Annotated in this window: 16 protein-coding genes and 3 pseudogenes; 15 read left to right on the top strand and 4 right to left on the bottom strand. The window is 58.8% G+C overall.

Annotated elements, in window-relative coordinates; all coding sequences use genetic code 11:
- The first annotated feature begins 42 nt into the window (after positions 1 to 42).
- The 7 genes from ACXAGF_RS23505 (at position 43) to ACXAGF_RS23475 (ending at position 8,188) form a co-directional block, all read left to right on the top strand.
- On the top strand, positions 43 to 1,062 hold the full coding sequence (locus ACXAGF_RS23505) for an extracellular solute-binding protein (protein ID WP_475019960.1): 1,020 nt from the start codon (positions 43 to 45) through the stop codon (positions 1,060 to 1,062).
- A gap of 38 nt (positions 1,063 to 1,100) precedes the next feature.
- Positions 1,101 to 2,159: an ABC transporter ATP-binding protein gene (locus ACXAGF_RS23500; protein ID WP_475019959.1), complete on the top strand. Its 1,059-nt coding sequence runs from the start codon at positions 1,101 to 1,103 to the stop codon at positions 2,157 to 2,159.
- On the top strand, positions 2,156 to 3,016 hold the full coding sequence (locus tag ACXAGF_RS23495) for an ABC transporter permease (protein ID WP_475019958.1): 861 nt from the start codon (positions 2,156 to 2,158) through the stop codon (positions 3,014 to 3,016). Before ACXAGF_RS23500 ends, ACXAGF_RS23495 begins: the two co-directional genes overlap by 4 nt.
- 16 nt (positions 3,017 to 3,032) lie before the next feature.
- The gene (locus ACXAGF_RS23490) at positions 3,033 to 3,827 is read left to right on the top strand and encodes an ABC transporter permease (protein ID WP_475019957.1); all 795 of its coding nucleotides are present in this window, start codon (positions 3,033 to 3,035) and stop codon (positions 3,825 to 3,827) included.
- 631 nt (positions 3,828 to 4,458) lie between these two features.
- The gene (locus tag ACXAGF_RS23485; RefSeq protein WP_475019956.1) at positions 4,459 to 5,721 is read left to right on the top strand and encodes a helix-turn-helix transcriptional regulator; all 1,263 of its coding nucleotides are present in this window, start codon (positions 4,459 to 4,461) and stop codon (positions 5,719 to 5,721) included.
- Positions 5,722 to 6,321: 600 nt separating this feature from the next.
- The gene (locus tag ACXAGF_RS23480; RefSeq protein WP_475019955.1) at positions 6,322 to 7,425 is read left to right on the top strand and encodes a porin; all 1,104 of its coding nucleotides are present in this window, start codon (positions 6,322 to 6,324) and stop codon (positions 7,423 to 7,425) included.
- Between the two features lie 46 nt (positions 7,426 to 7,471).
- Entirely contained in the window at positions 7,472 to 8,188 is a 717-nt protein-coding gene (locus ACXAGF_RS23475; RefSeq protein ID WP_475019954.1) for an ABC transporter substrate-binding protein, read from the top strand.
- Here ACXAGF_RS23475 and ACXAGF_RS23470 read toward each other — a convergent pair.
- A protein-coding gene (locus ACXAGF_RS23470) for an IS3 family transposase (protein ID WP_475019953.1) occupies positions 8,110 to 9,299 on the bottom strand; the annotation gives its coding sequence in 2 pieces (ribosomal slippage) (positions 8,110 to 9,047 and positions 9,047 to 9,299; 1,191 coding nt in all). The genes ACXAGF_RS23475 and ACXAGF_RS23470 overlap by 79 nt on opposite strands.
- A gap of 13 nt (positions 9,300 to 9,312) precedes the next feature.
- Between ACXAGF_RS23470 and ACXAGF_RS23465 the strand changes: the two genes are divergently transcribed.
- Entirely contained in the window at positions 9,313 to 10,227 is a 915-nt protein-coding gene (locus ACXAGF_RS23465) for an ATP-binding cassette domain-containing protein (RefSeq protein ID WP_475019952.1), read from the top strand.
- Positions 10,228 to 10,555: 328 nt separating this feature from the next.
- Here the strand turns inward: ACXAGF_RS23465 and ACXAGF_RS23460 are convergent.
- Positions 10,556 to 10,714, bottom strand: a pseudogene (locus ACXAGF_RS23460) (IS630 family transposase); the annotation flags it as partial.
- A gap of 661 nt (positions 10,715 to 11,375) precedes the next feature.
- Between ACXAGF_RS23460 and ACXAGF_RS23455 the strand changes: the two are divergent.
- The gene (locus ACXAGF_RS23455; RefSeq protein ID WP_475019951.1) at positions 11,376 to 12,548 is read left to right on the top strand and encodes a Fic family protein; all 1,173 of its coding nucleotides are present in this window, start codon (positions 11,376 to 11,378) and stop codon (positions 12,546 to 12,548) included.
- A 48-nt stretch (positions 12,549 to 12,596) separates the two neighbouring features.
- Positions 12,597 to 12,722, top strand: a pseudogene (locus ACXAGF_RS23450) (MucR family transcriptional regulator); the annotation flags it as partial.
- Positions 12,723 to 12,894: 172 nt separating this feature from the next.
- Here the strand turns inward: ACXAGF_RS23450 and traA are convergent.
- Positions 12,895 to 16,155, bottom strand: a complete 3,261-nt coding sequence (gene traA / locus ACXAGF_RS23445; RefSeq protein ID WP_475019950.1) for a Ti-type conjugative transfer relaxase TraA — start codon at positions 16,153 to 16,155, stop codon at positions 12,895 to 12,897.
- Positions 16,156 to 16,380: 225 nt separating this feature from the next.
- On the opposite strand from traA, the gene ACXAGF_RS23440 reads away from it, so the two are divergent.
- Entirely contained in the window at positions 16,381 to 16,674 is a 294-nt protein-coding gene (locus ACXAGF_RS23440; protein WP_475019949.1) for a mobilization protein, read from the top strand.
- Entirely contained in the window at positions 16,671 to 18,248 is a 1,578-nt protein-coding gene (locus tag ACXAGF_RS23435) for a type IV secretory system conjugative DNA transfer family protein (RefSeq protein WP_475020006.1), read from the top strand. The genes ACXAGF_RS23440 and ACXAGF_RS23435 overlap by 4 nt, the downstream gene beginning before the upstream one ends.
- A 356-nt stretch (positions 18,249 to 18,604) precedes the next feature.
- On the opposite strand, the gene ACXAGF_RS23430 is transcribed toward ACXAGF_RS23435, so the two are convergent.
- Positions 18,605 to 19,036, bottom strand: a complete 432-nt coding sequence (locus tag ACXAGF_RS23430; RefSeq protein ID WP_475019948.1) for a Ros/MucR family transcriptional regulator — start codon at positions 19,034 to 19,036, stop codon at positions 18,605 to 18,607.
- 366 nt (positions 19,037 to 19,402) lie between these two features.
- On the opposite strand from ACXAGF_RS23430, the gene ACXAGF_RS23425 reads away from it, so the two are divergent.
- The 3 genes and pseudogenes from ACXAGF_RS23425 to ACXAGF_RS23415 all read left to right on the top strand — a co-directional run bounded on the left by ACXAGF_RS23425 (position 19,403) and on the right by ACXAGF_RS23415 (position 22,005).
- Entirely contained in the window at positions 19,403 to 20,338 is a 936-nt protein-coding gene (locus ACXAGF_RS23425; protein ID WP_475019947.1) for a HEPN domain-containing protein, read from the top strand.
- A gap of 132 nt (positions 20,339 to 20,470) precedes the next feature.
- Positions 20,471 to 21,323: pseudogene (locus ACXAGF_RS23420) on the top strand (IS5 family transposase).
- A gap of 406 nt (positions 21,324 to 21,729) precedes the next feature.
- Positions 21,730 to 22,005, top strand: a complete 276-nt coding sequence (locus ACXAGF_RS23415) for a hypothetical protein (RefSeq protein ID WP_475019946.1) — start codon at positions 21,730 to 21,732, stop codon at positions 22,003 to 22,005.
- Positions 22,006 to 22,659: the final 654 nt, after the last annotated feature.

The raw sequence follows: 22,659 nt of genomic DNA, 5'->3' as shown, positions 1-22,659 counted from the left end.
GGAACAGAACGGGACTGCGTGCGCCCGTAAACGGAGGGGAAAATGAAAGCTAAATTTTGGACTATTACTGCAGTCTTTTCGGCTGCGATGCTCAGTTCCGCAAGCTTCGCACAGGATCGCTTGGCGATCGGCAGTGCTAGCAGCAGGACCATGGGCCTGCTCTCTGAGAGCCTGCTGCCAAAATTTGAGCAGGAGCAAGGCGTCAAAGTCGAAGTCATTGCCGGGACGTCCGTCAATCATTTCTCGCGCCTGCAGGCGCAGCAGGGCAACCAAGAGCTGGATGTCGTCATGCTCGACAGTCCGGTGATGAAACAGGCGGTCAAGCGCGGCTTCTGCGAAGCGCTGCCGGCCGAATTCACGCAGACCTTCGAACCGATGGCCGTAATAGACGGCCATGCGGTCGGCATCGGCTTCGGCTACCACGGCATCGTCTACAATACGGAAATCTTCGCGAAGGAGGGATGGGAGGCGCCGGTCTCCTGGAACGATCTTGCCCGGCCGGAATTTTCCGGACATCTGTCACTTGCTACTATCGGCAACGGCTATGGGCTCGCCACGCTCATTCTTCTGGCGCGCGCCAATGGCGGCGGTGAGAAAAATATCGAACCGGGATTGGAGGCGATGAAGAAGGTGGCACTGAACGTTGTCTCCTTCCTCGAATCCACGACGCAGATCCCGGAAATGCTGCAGGCGCAGGAGATTGCGATCACCACCTGGAGCAATGTCGGGGCCAAGCAGCTCGTCGATGCCGGGCTTCCGATCGAGTTCGTGGTTCCCGAAGAGGGCACAACCGTCGATTTCAACGGACTGTGTGTTGTCAAGGGTGGAAAGAATGCCAAGGCAGCGCTCGAACTCGTGAAGCTGATGACGAGCGAGGCGGCCCAGCGGATCTACGCGAAGGTCGGATACGGACCCACGCTGCGGGCGCTGAAGCTCGAGGCGGGAACCGACATTCTCGTCTCCGCGGAGGATTCGCAAAAGGCATTGCCGGTCGATTCGGATGTCATAGCCGAGTTCCGCCCCGAGTGGACCCGCAGCTGGAACCGCGAGATAGAACGCTAGACCTTCCGATATTAATAGAGAGAAAGGCTGGAGGCGGAATGGCTTTCCTTCAGATTGTCGGTATTCAAAAGTGCTTCGGTGGTTTCGTAGCCGTCGAGAACCTCAAGCTGGATGTTGAGAAGGGCGAGTTCGTCGCCCTTCTCGGCCCATCGGGATGCGGCAAGACCACGACACTCCACATGATCGCCGGCTTTTTGGAGCCGAGCGCCGGCCAAATCCTGATCGAGGGGCACGACCTAACGCGCGTCCCGGTTAACAGGCGCGACATCGGCATTGTCTTCCAGAACTATGCGTTGTTTCCCCACATGACGGTAGAGAAGAACGTCGCCTTCGGGTTGGAGATGCGGCGGGTTCCCGTTTCCGAGCGTAGGGAGCGTGTGGCACGAGCACTTGAACTCGTCCACCTTGCTCCCTTTGCTGGGCGCTATCCGAAGGAACTCTCCGGCGGCCAGCAGCAGCGTGTGGCTCTTGCCCGTGCGTTGGTGATCGAGCCCAAAATCCTCCTCCTCGACGAACCGTTGTCGAACCTTGACGCGAAATTGCGCGAGGACATGCAGATCGAGCTCAAGATGCTGCAGCGCAAACTGGGTATCACCACCATTCTTGTGACGCATGATCAGACCGAGGCGATGGCGCTGAGCGATCGTATTGCGGTTATGAACTGTGGCCGCATCGTCCAGTGCGCCCGCCCATGGGAAAGCTACGAGCGGCCGGCTACGGCTTTCGTGGCAAACTTCCTTGGAAAAACCAATTTCCTGGCAGCGGAAACGGAAAGAATAGGTGAAGATCTGATCGAGGTTCGCGTTGGCGATGCTCGGTTCAAGGTGAGGGCGCCGGGCTGGGTCCACCAAAGAGGTCTCCTAAGCGTTCGGCCTGAGAAGATCACCTTCGTCGATGGGAAAGGTTTTGCTGGCGGCCGCATTACGACCCGTGTGCTGCTCGGCAATACGTGGCTCTACCAGGTGCAGACCGAAGCTTTCGGTACATTGCTCGTATGCGAGCAGAACAACATCGAAACTCCGCGCACCGAAGGGGCCGAGGTCTCGCTCGTCTGGCTCCCCGCGCACGCACATCTCCTGCCGGAGACAGCAGCATGAGCCGCCACAAGACAACCATGTTCGCGCTCGCTTTGTGCGTGCCGGCGGTCGGGCTGTTTGTCGCCTTCTACCTGGTGCCGATGGTGATGATCGCCCTTCTGAGCATTTACACCTACAGCAGCCTTGAAGGCATCATCCCCACCTTCACGTTTGCCAACTATCTGGAAATCCTGACGGACGGTTATTACCACGAGCTCTATCTCAATACGATCCTGGTCGGCGTCCTGACGGCGGTCGGCACAGCCGTGCTGGGCATGCCAGAGGCCTACATCCTGTCGCGGATGCGCTCGCCCTGGCGTTCCATCTTTCTTCTCGCCATCTTGGGGCCGCTGCTTATCTCGCTTGTAGTGCGAACGACTGGATGGCTCATCCTCCTCGGCAATAGTGGCCTGGTCAATACGGCGCTTCTATCGGTGGGCGTGGTCGAGAGCCGTATCCAGTTCCTCTATTCCATGCCTGCCATTGTTCTCGGGCTCACGCATGTGCTCCTGCCCTTCATGGTCATCCCCATCTGGACCGCGCTGCAAAAGCAGAAGGACTCGATTATAAGCGCCGCCCATTCGCTCGGCGCCGGCGGGACTGCGGTCTTCTTCCGCATCGTCGTGCCGGTGGCGCTGCCGGGCCTCCTGTCGGGTTCACTGATCGTCTTCTCGCTAGCCTCCAGCGCTTTCGCCACCCCGGCGATCATGGGTGGACGCCGCTTCAAGGTGGTCTCGACCGCTGTCTATGAGGAGTTCACGGGCACGCTCAACTGGCCGCTTGGCGCCAGCCTCGCGCTCGTGCTTCTCGTCTTCACGCTCGTCACCTTGGTCACCTACAACCGTCTGGCGGACAGGCGGATTCAACGCTGGTCATAATGGTGGAGCAATCCAGATGATACGCAATGGCCCTCTGGCGTTGGCTTTTCACACCCTACTTATCCTATTCGTGATGGCACCGCTCATCGTCGTGTCCCTTGTCGCCTTTGCGCGGGAGGAATATATTACGCTGCCATGGAGCGGCTTGAGCCTGCGCTGGTTCAAGGCTGTGCTTGCAGACCAGGCGTTCCTCGCCTCGCTATGGCTTAGCGTGCGGGTGGCGACGTTGACGGCGAGCCTCTCGATCATAATTGGCGTTCCTGCGGCCATGGCGCTGGGGCGCTACAGATTTCCCGGACGGGAGGCCGTCAACGCCTTTCTTTTGTCGCCGATTCCCGTTCCGGCGATCGTGATGGGCATCGCCTTCTTACGCTTCATGACTCATATCGGCTGGAACGGGACGATCGCCGCGCTGGTAGTCTGTCATGTCATCGTCATCACGCCCTTCGTGGTGCGGATCCTTTTTGCAGCCGTGGTGGGCGGGGACAAGACCTTGCCTCTCGCGGCCCTCTCCCTTGGCGCGACACCGATCAAGGTCTTCTGGCGAATAACCGTGCCTCAGTTGATGGCCGGCATCACCGGCGCTTGGCTGATGGCGTTCCTGCTAAGTTTCGACGAGCTGACCATTTCCATCTTCGTCGCGTCCACCAGCGCGCGGACACTGCCGGTGTGGTTGTTTGACCGTGTCACCTGGGGGCTTGATCCCTCAATCTGCGCGGCATCCGTCATCATCATCTTCATCACGCTGCTGTTCATGGTTGTGATCGACCGGCTGTACGGGCTGGAGCGGCTGCTTGTCGGGCGGAACTGAGCGTAGTGTCGACCAGTCATCGCTCGGGGCCTGTTGCGCTGACCACTCTAACGAGTTTGGGGGTGAACGGCGTGGAAGGCCAGGATTTGGATTGTGAAAAGACCATGCGGGTCGATTGGAAATGGACTTCAACCAAGATTTATCGTGGTCGATCCAACTTTAACAGTTCGCCAAGGAGGTTGTGTCACCTGGTTAAGGTGCGACAATCCACCAGTGGGATGTGTTGTCGACTAATGAACTCTTCCACACACTGCTTCGTGCACGTTGTCAGTGACTGTGGTTATAACGTCAGGAAGATCGAGCGAGCTAGTCATTGCCCGAAGTGGTCTTCAAGGTTGGACCACGATCCGTTCTCCGCGTACGGACTTTTTCCCTGCTCATACTCCTTGGGTAACTTGGCTGCCGTCGAACAGGTCCGGTCGGCAGCCCTTTTTATTCGTCGCGCCAAGTTGGTCGCTCAATGTGCACGGCAGCCGATGGCTGAGCACGAGGCGCGCGAGCATTCTATTTCGGCACTCATGCCCGGACAAGTCGTCGCCTTCACCATGACTCGGTCGACCCATGATCGGATCGAAGCTACCAGTTTGGGTCGCAGCGCCATCCACAAAGTAGCTCTAAAGGATAATGGCGGATGGAGATTGATGTCCATTGTGGCGCTTCAGCTGTGACGACCGATGGTGCAGTTCCATGGCATACTGGCCGAACAATCCTATTCCTGCTTGTGCTGGGACTGATTGTTGCGTCAACTTTACCTCTCCACTCAGTTCAATCTGGTGCTTCGGCACTGCTATCGGGGCTGATTTGGGACGTGGCACTGACCGACCTTATGGACCACGGCAGTTGGTCGGCTATCTCGGATTATTTAGTCCTTGCCTGGAGCACCTCACTTTACGGCGCGGCCCATTCAGTTGGTCCCTCAGGCACAGGGAAATTCGAGGCTCATTCGCGTGAGGCGATCCTCGCCAATCTTGGATCTGCAGAGCCGAACTGGCGGTGGACATTAACACGCGAAGCTCCTGCCGAATTCACGCTAGCCTACCGTCGGCAAGAACTTCAGTCCGCATGGCTTACTGCCTTTGAACATTCCGTCGGTCTACACGCCGTTGCTAGGCGCGACACAGCCCTCATCAGCTTCTATTTTGTTCTGCGTGGGAAAATTGAAATAACCGACCGACGGACACGCAAGCCGCTTTGCATAGTTCCAAATCATGTCGCGAGCATACGCGACCGCATCGGCAACCGATTGGCGATCGAGTCTCAGAGCTCATGGGTTGCCTTGCATATTCCAGAGCACGCCCTGCGGCGAGGCTTCGAGGACCTGACCGCCAGACCATATGTACAAGAGTTTGTGCTGCCGCCCACACATTTTTCTGACGACAAGTCTCCGGGGGTATTTCAGACTCTGCGGCAGGCAGAACGGGATCTTGAACTCACCTCGCAAGCCGCAAGGCCCATGTTGGCAAAGGCGTACCAGCAACTCGCACTCGTGAAGCTGTTTTCGACGATGCCCCACAATTTAGCGGAGGCGTTTTGTCAGAAAAACAGTGTTGAAGCCCCCAGGCAACTCCTCAAAGCAGAGGCATTCATGCGCGAGAACTTGACCAATCCAGTATCCCTTGAGGACCTCGCCGGTGCAGCCGATAGTACGCCGAGGGTGCTTCAAAGGCTGTTTCGCACATACAGGGGAGGATCGCCGATGGGAGTACTCTGCAACTATAGACTCGCTGCCGCTCACGGTGCGATCAAGGAGGGCCGAACGGCAAGCATCACGGACCTGGCTCTGAGCTTGCAGTTCTCCAATCCTAGCAGGTTCTCGGTTCTGTATAAGGCGGCTTACGGCCTCAGCCCTTCTTCCGCCCTTCGGTTTGCCATCAACGAGGGCCAAACTGAATAATTTTGATGCCGCGACAGCCATTCTCCCTCTGGAGAAGACGCTTTTCTGCGACGTCCGGCGGAACGCCTGACCAGCGCCACGCTTGTACATTGCAAATGAACTCCTGGTTCACGCGAAAGCGAAGAGGATTAAAGTAGCGTCGCCAGCTGTATGGAGAGCGCATCGAACTGGGCCTAAACCTGAAATGGAAAATTGCGTCGCCAGCTGGAAGTCTGGCGACGCTACGCCAAATGCCCGCCTTCTCTCCGGGCAGTAAAGATTTTACCATTCCGGCCTTGGGTGTCAATAATTCGATGCAGGATGCATATTGTTGCCGTGTAGCCATGGTAATAAGCAATACGAGTTAAATGTAATAGGATTTTCAAATATACAAAATACGACAATATTTTAGTTGTGTACCTGACACACAACGGCAAATGTTTGTGATGATTGAAAAATCATTGCTGATTTCTTATTGTAAGCCTATTCATGATCAATGATATCTCTCCAGTCGCTGGCGATCTGGGACGTACTGTTTGGCGGCAGCGTGAATGAAGTGGCCGCTGAGATCAGAACTATCTGCGCCGGGCATTTACCTAAACCACAGGAGAGATCAACCAGATGAACATCAAAACCCTACTTCTCGGCTCCGCTGCTGCACTTGTCGCCGCCTCGGGCGCACACGCCGCCGACGCAATCGTCGCGGCCGAGCCGGAGCCGATGGAATACGTTCGCATCTGCGATGCATTCGGCAGCGGCTACTTCTATATCCCGGGCACGGAAACCTGCCTCAAAATCGGTGGCTACATCCGCGTTGACTTCAATGCAGGCGATGTTCTCGGTCAGGACACCTTCGCTGGTTCCGCTGCCGATGCAGCAGCCGGCGACACCGGCGGCGGCGATTCCTGGGGTACGCGTTCGCGCTTCAACTTCCGCGTTTCGACGGCGACCGACACCGAATACGGCGCACTGAAGACCTACGCCGAAGTCAACTTCGACCGTAACAACAACACCGATTCCAACGAAAGCCTGGCGCACGGCTATATCGAGTTCGCCGGCTTCCTGATCGGTTACACCGACTCGCTGTTCGCTGGCGGCTACATCGGCGGCGGTTATGCCATGAGCGACTACATCCTCGTCAACTACGGCGATGTGGCTCGCACACAAGTCCGTTACACCTACGGCGATACGAAGGCTGGCTTTTCGTTCACGGCCGCTGTCGAAGACGGCAGCGACGACCAGACCCCGTCCGTCATTGGCGATGACACCTACGTTCCGAACGTGGTTGGCGGTCTCAGCTATTCAGCTGGCTGGTTCCAAGGCTTCTTGGTTGGCGGTTATGATGCCGACGTCGAGCAAGGCGCCATCAAGGGTCGTATCAACGCCACGTTCGGCGCCTTCAAGGCGTTCGTCATGGCTGGCTGGAACACCGATGGTGACCAGACCAACGACTATGCCAAGTGGTATGGTGATTGGGCAGTCTGGCTCGGCGCGCAGTACCAGGCCACGGAGAAGCTTGCTCTCTACGGCGAACTCAACTTCATGGATGAAGGCAAGAACTTCACCGACGCCGGGCAGATGGAAAGCTCTGTAGGCCTGACCTACACGGTGGCCCCGGGCTTTGTCGTCCGGTCGGAAGTTTCCTACGTCTCCGACTACTCCGACGTGGCTGGTGCTGAGGCCAACGATTGGGGTGGAAAAATCCGCTTCCAGCGCAGCTTCTGATCTGCTCCAGCTCTATGGGCCCGGCTTCGGCCGGGGCCGTGGCGGAATGGCCTACATCCTGACCTCTTGGGTATTCGACAATCTCCTAGGGCAGGACGCGAGCGGTGGTCCGGCGCCGGAACTGGCGCGTAAATGGATCCGCTCGGCCGACGGGTTGAGCTTCGATTTGACGCTCGACGAGGCCGCCCGCTGGCATGACGGCGTGGATGTCACATCGGCGGATGTGGCCTTCACCTTCGACTATATGCGGAGCAATCCGCATGTCTTCGTCTCCCTGGCCAACGTCGCTGGAACCGAGATTATCGATGACGATCGTATCCGCATCACGCTGAACTGGCTCGACGCCGGTTTCGAGGCGACAGTGCTGATGGGGTTGCCGATCCTTCCGAGGCACGTCTATGAGGGCCAGGAAGACCCCTGGCGCTTCACCGACACCGCCGCGCTGACCGGCAGCGGGCCATTCCGACTGATCTCCCATGACCGCGCGCAGGGGCGGTATACCTTAGTGGAAGTCGAAGATTACTACCGGCGCGCGCCGCGGTTCTCCGAGATCCTCGTTGTGAAGATGTCGCCCGAGGCTGCGATCGAAGCCATTCGCGCAGGCACAGTCGACATCATGACCGACATTCCCTACCGTCTCATCGGCCGGGCGCGGGAGGCTGGGCTTGACCTGCCACTGAACTTTCATCCGGCTGCGATTAGAGCCTCGGCGGTTTTTGATACGCCAAATGGCGCGGCGGGAGCAACCGGCGGAAACGCGTAGCTTTCATCTTGCGCAGCGTTGGAGCCGGTTGCGGCGATTGTTCCGGCATAGTTTGCCGGGGTCTGATATCCGAGCGACGAGTGCGGCCGGAAATTGTTGTAATCCTCAGCCCATTCGGCAATGGCTCTGCGGGCATGGTCGAGGCCGAAGAACAGGCTCTCGTTGGGCAGCTCGTCGCGCATGCGCCCGTTGAAACTCTCGACATAGCCGTTCTGCATCGGTCTTCCTGGCGCGATGTAGTGCCACTCGACCTTGTGATCCTTCGACCAGGCGAGGATGGCATTCGAGGTGAGTTCGGTCCCATTGTCGGAGACGATCATGCCGAGCTTGCCGCGCCGTTCGACCAGCATCGTCAGTTCGCGAGCAACACGACGGCCAGAGATCGAGGTGTCCGGGATCGCCGCCAGGCATTCGCGCGTGACGTCATCGACGATGTTGAGCACGCGGAACCGCCTGCCGCAGGCAAACTGATCGTGGACGAAATCCAGCGACCAGCGGGCATTTGCCTTCGCCTCGACCAGGATCGGGGCGCGTGTGCCGACGGCACGTCGCCGGGCCTTTCGTTTGCGAACGGATAGTCCTTCCTCGCGATAGAGCCGGTAGATACGATTGACACCGGATGGCTCTCCCTCCCGCCTGAGCAGGATGAACAGCCGTCGATATCCGAAACGCCGCCGTTCATTGGCTAGATCGCGCAACCTCGATCTCAGCTCGACCTCCGGCGGTCGGCAGGACTGATAACGGATCATCTTGCGGTCGGCGGAAATGATCTGGCAGGCCCGACGCTCCGAGAGGCCCATCATGGCCTTCAGATGCGCGACGGCGTCACGCTTGACGGCAGGCCCTACCATTTTTTTGATAGAAGCTCGCGAAGTGCGGCCACATCCAGCATCTGCTCGGCCAGCAGCTTCTTCAGCTTGGCGTTCTCGTCCTCTAGTGCCTTCAGTCGCTTAGCCTCGGAGACCTCCATGCCACCGTATTTGGCCTTCCAGTTGTAAAACGTCGCCTCGGAAATCCCGTGCTTGCGGCATAGGTCGGCCGCCTTCGCACCCGCCTCCTGCTCTCGCAAAACACCGATAATCTGCTCTTCCGTAAATCTCTGCTTCTTCATTCGTCCGTCCTCAATGGGAAGGACTCTAATCAATTGTGGAGGAAATTCTCAGTGGCAGGTCATCGCCGTTCTCGATCGGGGACGGATTGTCGAACAGGGCCTGATCGGCACCGTGCTGAACGCGCCACGGCATGCCGTTACCCGCGCGCTCCTGCGGCCGGAAGCAGCCTCCACTCGCCCACCGTGGGCTCGGCCCCGGTCCATCAGCGACAGCCTGGTGCTAGAGGTCTCAGGGCTAGGTCACCGCTACGGGCCGCGATGCGTGCTCCACAACCTAAGCTTTTCAGTTCCGGCCGAGATTTGTCTGGCCATCCGTGGCGAAAGCGGCGCGGGCAAATCGACTCTCGCACGGCTTCTTATCGGTCTCGAACCATTGCAGCAGGGCGAGATCCGGCATCGGCGGGAGGATTCCGGACCTCGGCCTGTCGGCTATCTCTCCCAGCATCCGGCGCGGTCGCTCGCCGCCCACTTCACCGTTTTCAATGTAGTGGCCGAGGCAGTCCATCTAGACGCCAGAAGCGCCAACCGGGCACCACCGCATGCCTCCGAAGTGAAGCGCCGTGTGGAGGAGTCGTTGGATATAGTGGGTTTGGGCCACGGCGCAGATTTCCTATCCCGCCGCATCCGCAGCCTTTCAGGGGGCGAGGCGCAGCGCGTCGCCCTTGCGCTCGCCCTGATGCAGCGACCGCAACTGCTCGTCGCCGACGAGCCGACCTCGGCACTTGATGCGCAATCGCGGAGTGAGGTGGTAAGCGCCATGATGAGTGCAAGGTCTGAACGGGGAATGTCCGTTGTACTATTCTCTCATGATGTGGAGTTGATTGAGTGCATGGCCGATAGCGTTATAATCCTTGATACCGCTTGTTCGGCGATAAACAGTAAAGGGTGCCCTAGGCCGATCAGATTGCCCAGTGTGCGCTGGACATAGTAAAAGTTGTTACAATCCGCCGGCATGTTGGGACGCCATTCATCGCCGTCAGTCGATGAAACTCAAACATCGGCAATTCATTCTTGGCAAAGATCGCGATCGGGATCGAAAAGTGCGATCTCCATAACGATGCCAAGAACTGGATTCTCCGCGTCTCATCGCCCTGAGCGTTTCGGGATTACTCGGAAGGGTGGACCGACCAAGCTAATCTGTCACGACGGCAAGGATGCCTGCCCGTTCACGAATAAGCTCGAGCGCGGTCGCTCATCTGGCCGTCGGCGGCCGACAGCATCGTGGGTGATCATGCCGGCGCAGCAAAGGCATAGAGGAACGCCGAACCGTTCGTCGGGCCGTCAAGCAGCATCGGCGCTGCCATGCCGGATAGTAGGCCGCCAGCGGTGAACGTGGTCGTCTTCCAATAGCCGTGGGGAACGGCCGCCCGGCAACGCTTGCCGCATGGCGCCCTGCCGCGCAACCGGGCCATCGACGGCAGAAGTAAGGGCGGTCGGATGGATGCCCAACAGGGCGAGCTTGATCCCGCAGGCGTGCGGTGCAGATGGTGCAGGCGTCATGTGCCCGAGCGCCACAGTGAACAGAATGCGGTCGGTGCCGGTGTCGATCGATGGTGCAACGCGGCCGGTGCGGATGCGCCCAAACTCCCGCCCACCCGACGCATATTTCACGATGAGACCACGCTTGGTTAACGCGTCGAGCACGCATGAAAAGTCCACCTCATCCCAAGGCATGATATCGACTTTGAGCTGACGCGGACGCCATGCAAAGCGCCTCTAAGCGGGCGCCACAGTGAACAGCAGGTGGCCGGTGCCGGTGTCGGCTTCCTCGATCTGAGGATACGGCCCCAGCCCCATCTTCTGGCGCTTGCCGCCCCGCGCCCACATGAAAATAAGGACTTCGCGCCCGAGGCGAGACATGCTATCGAACGGTGATGCACTTTGAATTCTATCGCTCCGTTTCTGGACGAAGCACGCCGACTTTATCAAGCTGCTGCAACCCTCCCGCTTAGGATTGACGGGCAGACCTGCTTGCCCATTGTGATTTAAGCGAGCGATTAATTAACGAAAATGTTGTTTTGTTTATTAAGGCGAGGTGCTATTTAACGTCAGCACATCAATTGATCCCGGAAGGCTATGGATAGCAACGATCCCAACACCAACGGGCGACTGGGCCGCTTCGTGGAAACGGCAGTCGGTGGTGAACGGGTCAAAGCGTTTGTGCCGCCTCCCCTTCCCCCGGTTCCGCCAATCGCGATCGCCGGCCTGCTTACACGTCTCAGCGCGGCCGAGCGCGCGCTCGGACGGCTTGACGGTGTTTCGGTGTTGTTGCCCAACAAGGAACTGTTCCTCTACATGTACGTACGCAAGGAGGCGGTCCTTTCGTCCCAAATCGAGGGCACCCAATCGACGCTTTCCGACCTACTTCGCTTTGAAACGGAGGCGATCGGTGGCGAGCCCGTCGACGATATTCGCGAAGTCTCCAATTACGTCGACGCCATGATGTTCGGTCTCGAGCGTCTGGAGCAGCTACCGCTATCTCTGCGTCTTATTCGAGAAATGCATCAGCGGTTGTTGGACAGCGGCCGCGGTGGGACGAAGAGCCCTGGTGAATTCCGCACGACCCAGAATTGGATCGGCGGAACTCGGCCGGGAAACGCAATGTTCGTGCCCCCTCCTCCCAATGAAGTCATGAGTTGCCTTGGAGAATTGGAAAGGTTCGTTCATCTGGATACGCCCGACATTCCACCTCTGATCAAGGCGGGGCTCATTCACGTTCAATTTGAAACGATCCATCCTTTCCTGGACGGCAACGGCCGTCTCGGTCGGCTTCTGATCACTCTATTTCTTTGCGCCACGGGCGTACTCCGACAACCCCTGCTTTACCTCAGCCTCTATTTTAAGTCGCGCAGGACCGATTATTATCGCCTGCTGCAGGAAGTTCGCGAATACGGCACCTGGGAAGCTTGGCTCGAGTTCTTTCTCGATGGGATCGCTGACACAGCGGAACAAGCCTTCGAGACTGCCAATCAAATTGCACGACTTTTCGACAACGACCGCGAACGCATCGTTAGACGGTCTGAACGTACGGGATCGGTCCTCCAGATCCACGAAGTCATGCGCACGAGCCCTTATCTGACCGCCAGTACGGCAGTGAAGCGGAGCGGGCTGACCATGCCGACCGTTAACGCAGCTCTAGACCAACTCCAGAAACTCGGGATCGTTGAAGAAGCAACAGGTCGACGTCGTGGACGGGTCTTCGTCTATCGTGCCTACATGGAAATACTCAGCGACAGAGCAAGTGCATAACGCGTTCCAGTCGATAGATGACCTGAGACGCCAGCTCCCGAAACGGTTCAAGAGCCGTTGAAGCCAGCGGTTCCTATCTGGATGTCGGTATCTACCAGCGAGCTGGTCTGCCTGGACTGCGGCAAAGGCTTCGGCTCGCTGAAGCGCCTTTTGCAATCACGGCCTCACGCCTGACGACTACCGAGCACGGTGAGACTGTCAGCGGACTATCCGATGGCAGCCCCCGACCACGCTGAGACCCGATCGGCTCTGGCACAAGGCAAAGTGGTTAGCAAGGCCGCCATTGAAGAGTGGCCGCCGACCGTCTTCCTCTGGTTCTTCAGCACCACGCCAATCTGGGCATGGCTCACATGCTCAAGCCCAGCCCCTTCTTCAATCCTCGTGTCAGCTCGTACCTGCGGCTGAGCTCCTCCTTCTGAGCTCGATCGACGAGACGCGCTACCTCCTTGATGCGCTCGATTCTTGCGCCATCCTTCAATCCCAGCCGATCGAGCTCTTTCCTGAACTCACGCGGGTCCGAACTGCCGAAGCGCTGCTGAAGGGCATGGGCGATGGTCTTCGTCTCCTCAAGCACCTGCCGCCCGTCCGACGTGCCCGAGAGCTCCGCAAGGAACTTCGGCTTTTCAGCCTGCGGCAACGCGTCGAACTGCTTGAGGATGTCTTCACAGCGCTTGGTGAGACCGGGAACTTCGACCAGGTCTCTATGGTCGCGCTGCCAGACTTCAGACTGACGTTCCGCCTCAAGCCGCCACGTCCAGGTCTTGGCCGCCGAAGCGATGTGATGACCGAGTGCTTTGGCGAAGTGACGCGCCGCTTTGCGGTCCCTGTTGTCGCCAAACAGCCCTGCCTTGCCGCGCAGCGCTCCGAACCGTTCCGGATGCTCGGCAACGGAGTTCGCAAGTGTCTGCCCGCCTGCTTCCGTCTCGACGATCGCCGATCCGATTCTGACCGCAGCACTTTTCGGGTCGACATAGACCTCTCGGCCCACCGACCGCACCGCTTCCATCGCTTGGTCGAAGTCCGACTTTGCTTTTTCGCGCGCGATATCCTCGATGCTGCGTGCATAGTTCGTGATAGCCGGAATGAGCGGCTCGACCTTTTCCCTCGGTCCCTCGCCCGCCTCAGATCCACCTTGCCGTTCATAGACAGCACTTGACCTGGCCGCGTCGGGCGCGGCAGCGAAGGCAATCTCGCTTCGGATGCCGAACCCTTCAGCAAGTCCCCGGCGTGTGGCAAAGGTGCCGGTGTAGTCGAGCGTCGTTTCCTTCGCCCCCGATCGCCCCATGCTGGCGCTCAGCGCCGCGATGTCTTTGAGCTCGTCCTGGCCGGCATAGAGCCGCACATGCTCGCGATGGCGGGTCATTGCGACATAGGCAAGATGCCGGTCCATGGTGGTCGATGCCATGACAAAGGCTCGATCGACCGTTGCCCCTTGCGACTTGTGGATGGTCGTCGCGTAGCCATGGTCAAAGGATTGGTAACTGTTGACCGGTATGGAGATTGAGCGGGTGCTTTTAGCTGCGCCCGCACCGCCGTCGAGACGTATCTGTAGTGCGTCCGGCTCGACGGCCTCAACGGTGCCAAGCATGCCGTTCTTCACGCCGAGATCCCGGTTGTTTTCGAGAAGCACGATGCGGTCACCGCGGGCAAAGGACCGCTCGCCATCGTTGGTGCGGTAAACGCGTTCACGCCCAAGTGCCGCATCCTCCTCGTCACCCCGCGCCAGTTGGCGACGCTCCTGAAGACCCAACCGGATGTCGGTATTGATCGCACGGACATCGACGCGGCGATGGGCCAGTGCGATGCGTGAGCCGGAAGGGTGGACTTCTTTGTCTGAGAGATAGTCGCTGACCAAAGCCGCTCGAGCGTCGAGGCGATTGTCGAGATACCGGACCGCGCCACGCTCGGCATAGATCGACAGGCCCTCTCCCGTGCGATGCGTGGCAAAGGCGATCGAAGCCTCCCTCTGCCAGGCTTCTCTCTGACGGCGGATTTCGGAGAGTTCGACAGCACCGACCCGTTCCGCAATTGCGCGGAAAGGAGACCCCGCGCCGATCGCCTGCAGCTGCTCGTGATCGCCGACGAGAACAAGCTTGGCCCCCCTTGCTTCGGCCTCGTTCACGAATTGCGCAAGCTGGCGGCTTGCGATCATGCCCGCCTCATCGATGACGAGGATGTCTCCCTTTCCGAGCAGCCCCCTCTCGTTCTGCCAGCCGTATTGCCAGGAGGCCAAGGTGCGCGACGCAATCCCGGAGGACTCCTCCAGTCCTTCCGCCGCCTTGCCGGCAAGCGCCGCACCATGCACGCGATACCCCGCAGCAACCCAGGCCTCGCGCGCCGCCGCCAGCATGGCGGATTTACCGGCGCCGGCAAAGCCAATCACGGTCGCGATCTGCTCGGGTCCGGCGATGTGGCGCACGGCCGCGCGCTGCTCGGCGCTCAAGCCCACGCGCATCGTCTTTCCGTCGCCATCGAGCGGACGCTGCCCGCTTCCGTTGCCCTTCTCAGAACGCGAAGAGGACGCGTTCGCGCGAATGGCCTGGTCGTGAATGTCCAGCGCCCGGTCGACATGGGAACGATGAACAGGGTGGCTATGAGATTGGCGCATCCGGTCTGCACCAGACGCCATCGCGTGTTCGATCTCGACCATCTCGCGCGTCGAGTATCGCGCCAGTTCCGTCGCAGTTTCAGGCTTCAATTCGACAAGCGCCGGCGACGCCATGACCGCGGCAAAAGCGTTTCGGAACCGGTCCGGATCGTCGATGTAGCGATGCAGCGCGCGCGCCACGTCATGGCGATCAAAGACGCTCTTCTCGCCCGTGATGATCGAAAGCACTTCTTCAGGTTTTCTGCGGATCAATTCGGCGTTGAACCGCGCCGCCTTGTCGTCAATCCGAGCACGCGACACGCTGAAGCCTCGCCGGTCCATCTGCGAAGCGTGCGGGCCCATATGCTCCGTCGGCTCGATCTCAAGACCACGCTCCAGATGCGAGCGATGGTCGATGCGAATGTCCAATCCAAGCCTTGCCAGATGACGGTTGGCTTGATGCTCCCAGAGCTGCCGAATATCACGAAGCTGCATGTGCGAGGTCGGCTGATCGTGGTTGAGCAGCCATTTGTTCTCACGCTCGATCAGCGTCTTCTCGCCGAACCCCTGCTCGCTCACAACCCTGGTCGTCATCACCACATGCGCGTGGACGTTGCGGATGTCGCTTTCGCCCTGTGGTTGATGAATGGAGAAGTCGACAACAGTGCCATAACGGTTCGCAAGGTCTCGCGCAAAGTCACGCGTCAGCACCAGGCGATCGCTTGCACTGATCTCATGCGGAAGGGCGATCTCGAACTCACGCGCCACGCGGGCATCCTTGCGTGTCTCGGCGCGCTCAACCGCATTCCAGAGCGTCGAACGATCGCGTGCCCACGCCGCATTCATCCCATCGGGAAGAACGATCTCCGAATGCTCAACACCTTGTTTCCTCGTAAAGTCGTGCACGATGCCATCGCGCTCGTTCAGCATCTTTGTCGCTGTGCGATAGGCAATCGCCGCGACGGCGCTTCGGCCCCCACTTCGGGCGATCGGCTTCATGCTGCAATGGTAGATGGCCAAGCGACACTCTCCAAAGGCGTACAACCATACCAAGCACTGAGTTGCTATGCAACTCGTAAGTGCGTCCTTATCACTTCACTCGCTTCGCTCCCTCCGTTCGGGATCATGCAAGATGCACCGTTCCAGTGACAATTCAGGGGTGTGCAAACCGACGGAGCAAACTACTTTCAGCCATAGCGCGCAATGGCGGAATTTCTCTATCACAGCGCGCACAGGGAGGGCCTCTTGGTACGCAAACCGATCACACAGCGCCTCGCCGAACTGGAGGAGCGCAAGAAGGCGCTGAAGGCTCGGCTCGGAAAGCAGGAACGCGCCCAGGACACCCGCCGCAAGATCCTCCTTGGTGCATTAGTGCTCCACCGGCTGGAACAGTCCGATAGTCCGGACTTCACCCGTCGCCTGCGGGAGTGGCTCAGCAGGGAACTGCCTGGCTTCCTCGTCCGCGATGGCGACAGGGCCCTGTTCGACGACATCCTCAGCCCGGCCGAAACCGACGTGAACGGCGAGCCGGCAGAATGAACCGCACCGCGTTTCTCAAGGCGTTGGTCACGGCGCCCTTCCTCGCGATGTTCAGTGTCGTACTCGGCTTCCTTGTTTCGGCGCTGATGCTCCTTGCCAATTTTCTCATCCATCTGATCGGCGGTCTTGAGCAGGGGCAGATCAGCCTGCTCGTCCACGCGCTCGCCAGGTATCTGCCGCTCGTGTTCGGAGTGGGAGGCTTCTTCTCGGCGTTCATGACGGATGCGCCGCTCTCCTCTGTGTTTGGCACCGCCCGCTGGGCAAACGCAAAGGAAATGCAGAAGCTCTCCACTACGGATGTCGGCCTGGTGATTGGCCGGGATCCGGGAACGGAAAAGTTGCTGCGCTATGATGGACCAGCACACCTGTTGACGATGGCGCCAACCAGAACCGGCAAGGGTGTCGGCACGATCATACCCAACCTGCTCACCGTCGATCGCTCGGTGATCTGCGTCGATCCGAAAGGTGAAAACGCCATCGTCGCCGGCGCTGCCCGCGAGCAGATCGGACCGGTTCATATTCTCGATCCGTTCGACGTCACCGGCAGACAATCCTCCTCATACAATCCGCTTGAATTGCTCGATCCTGATGGACTTGATGTCGCCGAGGACGCTGCAATGCTGGCCGACGCGCTCGTCGTCGACGAGCCGAACATGGCGGGCGAGGCGCATTGGAACGAAGAGGCGAAAGCACTGATCGCCGGCCTCATCCTCAAGATCATCGCCTCAGAATCCCCGCGCCGCCGAAACCTTACAACCTTGCGCGAATATCTCACCCTGGCGCCGGAACGCTTCCTTGCGCTGATGGCGCGCATGCAGGCGATGGACGCGGCCAATGGTCTGATTGCCCGCTCGGCCAATCGCCATCTCGGCAAAGCCGACCGCGAAGCTGCCGGTGTGCTGTCGGCCGCGCAGCGCCACACCCATTTCCTCGATGGCCCACGCATGACCGCGGTGCTTTCCCGATCGGAGTTTCGCTTCGGTGATTTGAAACAGCACGACGCCACGGTGTTCCTTGTCCTCCCACCCGACCGGCTGTCGACCTATTCGCGATGGCTGCGCCTTTTGATCACCCAGAGCCTCACTGACATGGCGCGTGAGGCGGCAAAGCCAGCCAGTCCCGTGCTCTATCTCCTGGACGAGTTCGCAGCCCTCGGCCATCTCGCTCCGGTCGAACGGGCGATGGGCTTGATGGCTGGCTATGGCGTGCAGCTCTGGCCGATCCTGCAGGACATTCATCAACTGCGTGCCACCTATGGCCGGGGTGCCGGCACCTTCCTGTCGAACGCGGCCGTGCTTCAGGTCTTCGGCGTCAATGACATCGAGACGGCGGAGCTCATCGCCCGCACGATCGGCAAGACGGACGTCAGCTACACCACCCGCTCCTGGAGCAGGGGCGATACGTCGCATTCCGAACACATCTCGGCACGTGACCTTATCAATGCCGATGAGATCCTGCGCCTGTCGAGTGCCCAGATGCTCCTGCTGCGACAGGGGCAATCGCCGGCCGTCGTCTCCAAGATCCGCTACTTCGAGGATCGGGAGTTCGTCGGCTTGTTCTCGCCATCGTCCTGACCTTCTTCCGATGTCGCTTGCCGCCATTCGGGGCGATACAATGGAGCACCGATCGGTTCTGTCTCGGACGCGGACCGGTTTAGATCGGTTGGCTGCACGGACGATGATGTATGACAATCTCAGAACAGGCGGCAGAACGCGCTAGTCCGCGTCAGCGGCAGAGCGACCGTTGAAACGCTCGTGGCGATCTGCGGCCGCGATTGTCCGATGTCCGACTTCGCCCAGTGTCTTCGGAGCCCACACCCGTGGATGCCGTTGAATTGCATCATGTGCGTCTTGTCGGTGCACCCACCACGACAGGTGCTCAACTGGCGTGACGAGGCGGCCATTACTGCATGGCCGTCAGCGAGTTTAAATCACTTTGCCTTGGCTTCTTTGCTGGAGCGTGAAATTTTTTGCCCGAGGCCCATCTGCTTTGCCAGGGTCGATCGGGCTTCGGCGTAGTTGGGGGCAACCATCGAATAGCTTGAAGGCAGGCTCCACCGAGCGCGGTATTCATCAGGGCTGAGACCGTGATTCGTTCGCAGATGGCGCTTCAGCGATTGGAAGCGCTTGCCGCAGTCCAGGCAGACAAGCTCGCTGGCAGACACCGACTTCTTGATTGGAACCGCCGGCTTCAACGGTTCTTCAGCCACTTCGGGAGCTTGCGTTGCAGCGGCATCGCCGAGGCTACGCAATGCGCCATGCACGTCGCTGATCAGAGCGGGAAGACTTGCCTGCGGAATCACATTCTTGGAAATGTAGGCGGAAACCACCTCTGCCGTCAGTTGGGCCAACTCGTGGAGCAAAGTTCCCTCCCGGTGTTACGTTGGGCTCACCGCTTACAGCAGGACGTCTTGTCAATACAAGTCACGGGCCACAACAACTCCGCGTGTGCTTCCGACTTTCTTCGCTACAGCGTGCACCCCTTCGAACAGGTGATGGAACGCGCAAATCCATCTTACACCTGTTCGACGTGTGCCTGACGCGGCGTTGGGGGGCGTAGACGCTTCGATTTGCCACCGCCCTTCATGGGACGAAAAACCCTTCGACATCAGCTCCATTGGACGCATGAAGCACAGCGCCACCAAGTTGGACTGCTTAATCCTCTAATTGTGGACCTATCTCCCTTCGCGTAAAAGCTTCAGATGCGCAATCACGCTGGAAACGCTACGATGGATGCGATTCACACCGAAGGCTTCGACGCTGCTTTGACCCTGACCGATCATATTGAGCATCTGCCGGACAAAAAGCGCCGCGAACTGGCCCGCATCATCGAAATCCTGTTTGCCGAGGTCGAGCAGTTCCAGGCGACCAAGCTGTCCGGCAAGAAAGGCGGCGGCAAGATCCTGAAGGTGATACTCTACGGGTCCTACGCCCGTGGCGATTGGGTCGAGGATCGTTTGAGCGGATATCGTTCAGACTACGACCTTTTGATCGTGGTCAGCACCAAATCTTTTGCCGATGAGAGCGATCTCTGGGAAGGCATCGAAGAGCAGCTGCTGAAGGAGCAGATCGCCCACCGCATCGAGACACCGGTCGTCCCGATCGTCCACACCTTGCAGGACGTCAACGACCAGCTTTCCCGCGGACGTCCCTTCTTCGTCGACATCGCCATGGATGGCATCGTCCTCTACGAAGCGCCGGGCTACCACTTTTCACAGCCAAAATCGCTAACTGTGGAAGAACAGTATGCCGAGGCGCGCGGGTATTTTGAAGAGTGGTCAAAGAGCGCGGACGCTTTCAATGCATCTGCAAGCTTCCTTTTCAAAAGGGGTAATTTGAAGGAAGCCGCCTTCAACCTGCATCAGACAGCAGAGCGTCTTTATCACTGCGCTCTGCTCACACTGACGCTCTACAGCCCAAAGTCTCATCGCATCAAGGTCCTTCGATCCCAGGCCGAAGGGATTGACAATCGACTGATTGCCGCCTGGCCACGCGACAACCGGTTTTCTCGTCGCTGTTTTGAGCTGCTTTCACGCGCCTATGTGGAAGCGCGTTACTCGTCGCAATATGCGATCAGCAATGAGGAACTCACCTGGCTTGTTGACCGGGTGAAGGTTCTGCAGAGCCTGGTGGAAACGATCTGCCGGGAACGGCTTTCCCTGTAGTTGCGCTGCGGGCATAGTCGCCTACCAATTCTCTTCCGTTGCTCGCAGGCCTCAGAGCCTGACCGAAAAAGAGTTGAGTGAAATCAGCAGGTTGTGATCCCTTCGGATTTGCTAGGATTCGATGGAGATTTTATGGCCTGGACTGATTTCATCCTCGTCAGTATGGGCGACTGCCGCTGCGTTATGCAAGTGACATGACGGATCGAGAATGGTCGTCGATTGAGCCCTTCATGCCGCCGCCACGCAGACTTGGCCGACCTCGTCGGACGCTGCTGCGTGAGGTCGTCAACGCTCTTTTGTATATTGCCTCGACGGGCTGCCAGTGGCGAATGTTACCAAAGGATTTTCCGCCCTACTCGACGATCCAGAGCTACTTCTATGCATGGCGAGCGAGCGGGCTATTGGGGAAGATCAACCATCATCTCGTGATGGAAGCGCGAGAACTGGAGGGCAGAGAGGCGAGCCCTACAGCCTGAGTGATCGATAGCCAGCGCGTCAAAACCACGGAAAGCGGCGGCATTCGGGGGTATGATGCGGGCAAGAAGATCAAAGGCCGCAAGCGTCACATCATCGTTGACACGCTCGGACTGATGGTCGGCCTCATGGTGCGCAGCGCTGACATCCAGGATCGCGACGGTGCTCCCGATCTCTTGAAATCCATCCGCCACAGGTGGCCATGGTTGTTGCATGTCTTTGTCTTTGCAGATGGCGGCTATGCGGGCGACAGGGGCGACTGAAGAAGATCGGGCGCTGGACGGTCGAGATCATCAATCGCACCGACAAGGCAAAAGGCTTCGAGGTTCTGCCGCGCAAATGGGTCGTAGAACGCACCTTCGCCTGGCTCGGCAGATGCAGAAGTTTGGCCAAGGACGTCGAAAAATCCATCGCCTCTTCAGAGGCATGGAAAGACGCCGCTATACTTTCACGAAGGAGGGCTTCGTTGGTCGCCCCCCTCTGCCGCAACTGCAAAGAAAAACTGACCTGATGTGGTGGACTGCCTCCGCTCCCGGCATCGCGATGTGCCAAAGTGAGGCTGTCGAAAGTCACATGAGGGAGAACCGTCTCTGGACGATATTACCCGTGGCAGGTCACTACCGCTGGCACAGGCGCGCGTCCGCAGCTCAGACTTGTGATTGCCCTTTCATCGATGCAGGTATTGGTTGCGGTTACATAAAAACATGTTAATGCTATCCACAGTGAAGCGGATTAGCTTCGAATCCCATACTTGCGTGTCCGACCAGTAAGTGCCGCCTGAGGGCGAGCGTGAAGCCCGTGGCTACTCACGACTGGGAGTCCACGCACCTGCCGGCTGCTATGCTGGTGGGGCAGAACCTATTTCCGAACGTTAGCCAATGGCGAATCCAACGTTCGGCAGCGCAGCGGAGACTCACATGGCAAAGAGACCCCACATAAACGAATTGTTCACACCTGCCACCCTGATTAAGATAGTAATAATTCCGGCCATAGCTGCAACTCTCTTCTTTATACTTCCGTTACCAGACGAAATAGTCGTAGTTATGCTTATTGCATTGGCCGCATACTTATACGGGGTAGTCAGAGACAAAATAGTGATTAGCGACTACGGCCCGACCTCGACAGCTAGCGAGGGTGAGGAGTTGGTGGAAAAAGACGAAAGAGGCGGAAATAAACACAATGACAACAAGTGAAACTCGCAATCCGAATGAAGATGCCGCAACTTAAGTAGTGGGAGCGGAGCGTTCGGATCGCGGCGACGCGAGGATCAGCGCCTGCGTGAGCTACAGTGGGGACTTGGGTCATTCTTTGGCATGTGTCTTCGAAAACGGGCGAGTTGGACTTCGGGATCGTAAAAGGACCGGGTGCTCCCGGCCAGCGCCGCCTCGCGGGTACTGTGGATGAGAACGACGCCCCTATCGGTCCGCTGGGCGGTCAGCCGGCGAACCGGCTACCGAACAGCCCCGCCGGCGGGCAGACGGCGCAACCAAACGCTGGTGTCAGCCAGCGCGGTTTCATGCGAGCGATGGTTGTTGACTATTCCCGACCGGCCCACGCTTGATACCGCGTTGTAGGCTTCCCGTTCAACTGAGCTATGGTTGCGAATATATCTGACGGCGAAGCCCAGCACTCCCCAGTGGATGAAGGTTGCATCAGTGTCCGCTTCGGGATTCTGTCGACCGAAAGTTGTCGGTCAGGAAGCGTGAAGAGTTTCGGGCGCCGGCAGGCGTACGAAAGTCCCCGAGGAAGGAACCCGCGGGCCACAGGTGATGGCTATGGGGATTTCGGATTTCGGCTGGTGTCGGGGATTGCGCAACTTCTGCCGGGCAGGACTAAGATCGGTGAGG

The sequence above is a fragment of the Mycoplana sp. ABR4_002 genome, from assembly GCF_056159645.1.
This window is presented reverse-complemented; position numbering and strand designations above follow the sequence as displayed.